At 28.0% G+C, this 4,279-nt stretch carries 3 protein-coding genes and 1 pseudogene; all 4 read left to right on the top strand.

Translation table 11 applies throughout. The features are described from left to right. A pseudogene (locus ACRDBA_RS08485) lies at nt 1-140 on the top strand (CCA tRNA nucleotidyltransferase); the annotation flags it as partial. A gap of 595 nt (nt 141-735) precedes the next feature. Next, complete coding sequence (locus ACRDBA_RS08480) at nt 736-1,971, top strand: MFS transporter (protein ID WP_438572491.1); 1,236 nt, start codon at nt 736-738, stop codon at nt 1,969-1,971. A gap of 181 nt (nt 1,972-2,152) precedes the next feature. Then, complete coding sequence (gene hflX, locus ACRDBA_RS08475; RefSeq protein WP_438572490.1) at nt 2,153-3,412, top strand: GTPase HflX; 1,260 nt, start codon at nt 2,153-2,155, stop codon at nt 3,410-3,412. 335 nt (nt 3,413-3,747) lie between these two features. Then, nucleotides 3,748-4,279 (top strand): radical SAM protein (locus ACRDBA_RS08470; RefSeq protein WP_438572489.1); only part of this gene is annotated, 532 nt, incomplete at its 3' end.

Below are 4,279 nucleotides of genomic sequence, written 5' to 3'. Positions count from 1 at the left end.
TAACGGTTATTCTAGATAAAGAGCATTATGAAGTAACGACTTATCGTATTGAGGGAGAATATAAAGATTGTCGCCACCCAGAGAGTGTAAGCTTTGTAGAAGATATTACACTTGATTTATCTAGGAGAGATTTTACGATATAGTTATATATCATATTGTTCATATTAAAGGGGATAATACTCTATAATAGTTGTACACATAAAATAAGCTTTAGAGTATAGAAGAATTTGTTCATATAAGTTATAGGTAGTAATGAACGTGGTGATTTTCAAAAGAAGTATTTGACTAATATGAGAGAAGGTATAGTTAATAGAGTTCCTTGTTTTATTATACAATCCTATCTTTAATAAAATTAGAATTGTAATATTAAATAGCTTTACAAGTAAAGGAGTTTTTGTTATTATTACTAAAGTAATAAATGAGAAGGAGTGATAGTCATGAAAAATTTATATATGATAATTAATAAATTAAATAAGATATATATTACTCCAATAAAAACGTATTAATGTAAGAAACAATATATTTATGTCAAATATATGCCATGGAGTATTAATTTATAATATTTCATGGCATTTTTATATTCAAATCATCATAAGGAGGTCGTATAAATGAATGCGAAACAAGCAGTTATTATATTTAGAATATAGCGCACAGAAGTGTGACTATAAAGTATAAGGTCATAACTTCTGTGCTATTAAGAGTAATTGAAATAGCAAATATAAGGAGATTATGAACATGAAAAAAGAATTAATTAAAGAAGAAAATAAGAATTGGCAAAAAATATTTTATACTATATCACTAGGTCAGGCATTTTCTATATTAGGCAGTAGTATAGTTCAATTTGCAATCGTATGGTACTTAACAGTTAGTACGAATTCAGCGATAGTATTGACAATTGCAACTATGGTGAGTTTTTTACCACAGGCTATTCTAGGTCCATTTATAGGAACTATAGTAGATAAATCTAAGAGGAAGTATGTAATGATTTATGCAGATTTATCTATAGCATTAGTAACATTAGCTTTATTATTTTTATTTATGAATCAAAAAGAATCATTAGGTATGATATATTTAGTACTTGCAATTAGATCCATAGGAACCTGTTTCCATATGCCTGCAATGCAAGCATCAATACCTATGATTGTACCTGAAGATAAATTAAGCTTAGCGGCAAGTATAACTCAGTTTATACAATCTGTATCAAATATAGCAGCACCAGCTCTTGGGGCATTAATTTTTGCGAAATACTCAATAGAATATATTTTAATAATAGATATTGTTGGAGCTATAATAGCAGTTACAACATTGTTATGTGTTAAAATACCTAATCCAGCTAAAATTCAAGATGATGCTAACAGTGAAGGCATGATTCAAGAAATGATATATGGATTTAAAGAACTGAGAAAAAACAGAGGTATATATAGTCTTACAATTATATTAGCTATAAATACCATTATATTTATGCCAATTGCATCATTATTTCCTCTTATGGTGAGTAATCATTTTAATGGAGGCGCTTATGAGTCTGGATTTGTAGAAATTACATTTGCAATAGGACTGCTTGTTGGATCTATACTATTAGGTATTATTGGTGAAAAATACAAGAAGAGTAATATTATTAGTTTAGCAATGCTGATATCTGGAATAGCATTAACTGTATCTGGGATGCTTCCAACTAATTATTTAGTAGTTTTTGCATTAATGTCAATGATTATGGGATTAGCAGGGCCACTAATTGGGGGAACTCATTATGTTTTACTTCAAAGTAAAATAGAACCGAGTATATTGGGAAGAGTTATTTCAATTAGCAATAGTATGATGTTCTTAGCAATACCAATAGGACTTTTGGTTGCTGGACCAGTATCTCAGATAATTGGTATTGATAAATGGTTTTTAATATCAGGAATCCTAACAGTTATAATTGGATTAGTATGCAAATTTAATGGTGATGTTAGCAAAATTGAAAAATAATGTTAGCTAAAACAGATACAAATTAGGAGGTAGAATATGATTAGATATGCAGGTATATATTCTTTAAGATTAAGAGGATAGGGCACGGGTTGTGACTATTATCTTAACTTAATTAAAAGTCATAATCCCGTGATACTTAAATATTAAAGTTTAAATATTAGGATTATAGGAGATTATGAAAATGAGAAAAAAAGGAATACTTATAGGCATTAATATAAATAATAAAATTAATTTTGATGAGTCTATGATAGAGTTTAAAAATTTATGCCAAGCTTGTGAAATAGAGGAAGTTGCCCATATTAAACAGAATGCAAAAAAAGTAAATTCAAAATTCTATATGGGTAGTGGAAAAATTAAAGAATTACGAGATTTAATAATAGATATAGGTGTTGATGTTGTAGTATTTAATAATGAACTATCAGCATCACAAATAAAAAATATTGAAGAAGAAATAGAGTGTAGGGTCATAGATAGGACCACTTTAATACTAGATATATTTGCAAACAGAGCAAAAACTAGAGAAGCTAAGTTACAGGTAGAGATAGCAAGACTTCAATATGAACTCCCAAAACTAATTGATGACAATGAAGATTTAGGACGTCAAGGTGGTGGAGCAGGACTTAAAAATAGAGGTTCCGGAGAAACAAAATCAGAATTAGAATTTAGAAGAATAAAGGATAGAATAGTAAATCTAAATAAAGAGTTAGATACTGTAATGTATCAAAGAGAAATTCAAAAAAGTAAAAGAAAAAAATCAAGTATACCCAATGTAGCACTAGTAGGATATACAAATGCGGGGAAATCATCAGTTATGAATGTATTTGTAGAAAAATTTATAAATAATGAGGATAAAAAAGTATTTGAAAAAAATATGTTATTTGCCACATTAGAAACTTATGTAAGAAAGATAAAATTACCCAACAATAAATCGTTCTTATTATCAGATACAGTAGGATTCGTAGGTGATTTACCACATAATTTAGTTAAAGCTTTTAGATCAACTTTAGAAGAAGTATGTGATGCTGATTTATTACTTCATATTGTAGATATTTCTAATCCTAATTATGAAAATCATATTAAAGTTACTAATGAAACATTACGCCAAATTGGAGCAGAAAACATTCCTTCGATTTATGTATTTAATAAAAGTGATTTAATTGAGTTAGATCAATTAAATCATGATAGAATTTTTATTTCAGCCAAAAAGGATATAGGTATAGATAAATTAATAGAATCTATATGTGAACAAATATTTGCAGATTATATAAATTTAAAAATAGAGATTCCTTATATGCAAGCAAAGATGATATCTTATATAATGGAAAATGAAGCTATTGTAAATTTTGAATATACAGACAATGGTGTTGCGTTTGATATTGAATGTAGTAAAGTTGAATGTTCCAAATATAAAGAATTTATAATTCAGGATAGAAAAATGTAATAATAAGATTATATTATGTCATTGAGCTATATTTAGATAGATTTCATACTAAATAGGAATGCACAAAACTAATAAATTAAAAGAGATGTTATGGTAGAGCTAGGATTCTGAATTTATAATATCATAACGGTATTAACTTATGAGTACAAGCTTGATTCAACACTTGTTTTAATTATTATATTATAATAAAATGATATGTTATCATTTATTTGGAGGTATCACAAAATGATTATAAACTTTATGAGAATTAGATAGTACCGCAAGTTTTGTTGCGGTAAATCCGTCTTACAAAGCTTGCTATTGCAGTCTAATTTATAATATAGGAGAAAACTAAGATGAGTAAAAAAAGAACTTTTGTATCGATTGATGATATTATTAATGAGCCTTATGGCTATACGTATAAAGAAATTTCTGAGTGTATGGGTGAAAGCGAAGCAAAGAGAATGTTTTTTTCTTTATATAAAGAAAAAAACAAAAATCAATATCAGACAATTAAAATCCATAGCGTTAACAAGGATGGTACTGGAACACAAAAATATGTATTTAAATTAAGCGATAATAACTATATTGAAACTGTTAGTATTAAGCGCAGAAATGGAACTACAGCCTGTGTAAGCACTATGGTCGGATGTCCTGTAGGGTGTATATTTTGCGAATCTGGGAGTAATGGTTTCATCCGAAATCTTACCCCTTCTGAGATTGTTCAACAAGTAGTTTTATTACCCAAAGATGTAAATAGAATTGTATTTATGGGAATGGGAGAACCTCTATTCAATTATGATTCGTTAATAAAGTCTATTCATATTCTACGTGATAGGAATGGTCTTGATTTTTCAACATCAGGAATAACAGTATCTACAGTAGGGC

Source organism: Clostridium sp., from assembly GCF_051654825.1.
GTDB lineage: Bacteria > Bacillota > Clostridia > Clostridiales > Clostridiaceae > Clostridium.
Note: the sequence above shows the minus strand (reverse complement) of the source record. Positions and strands in the feature narration are given on the sequence as shown.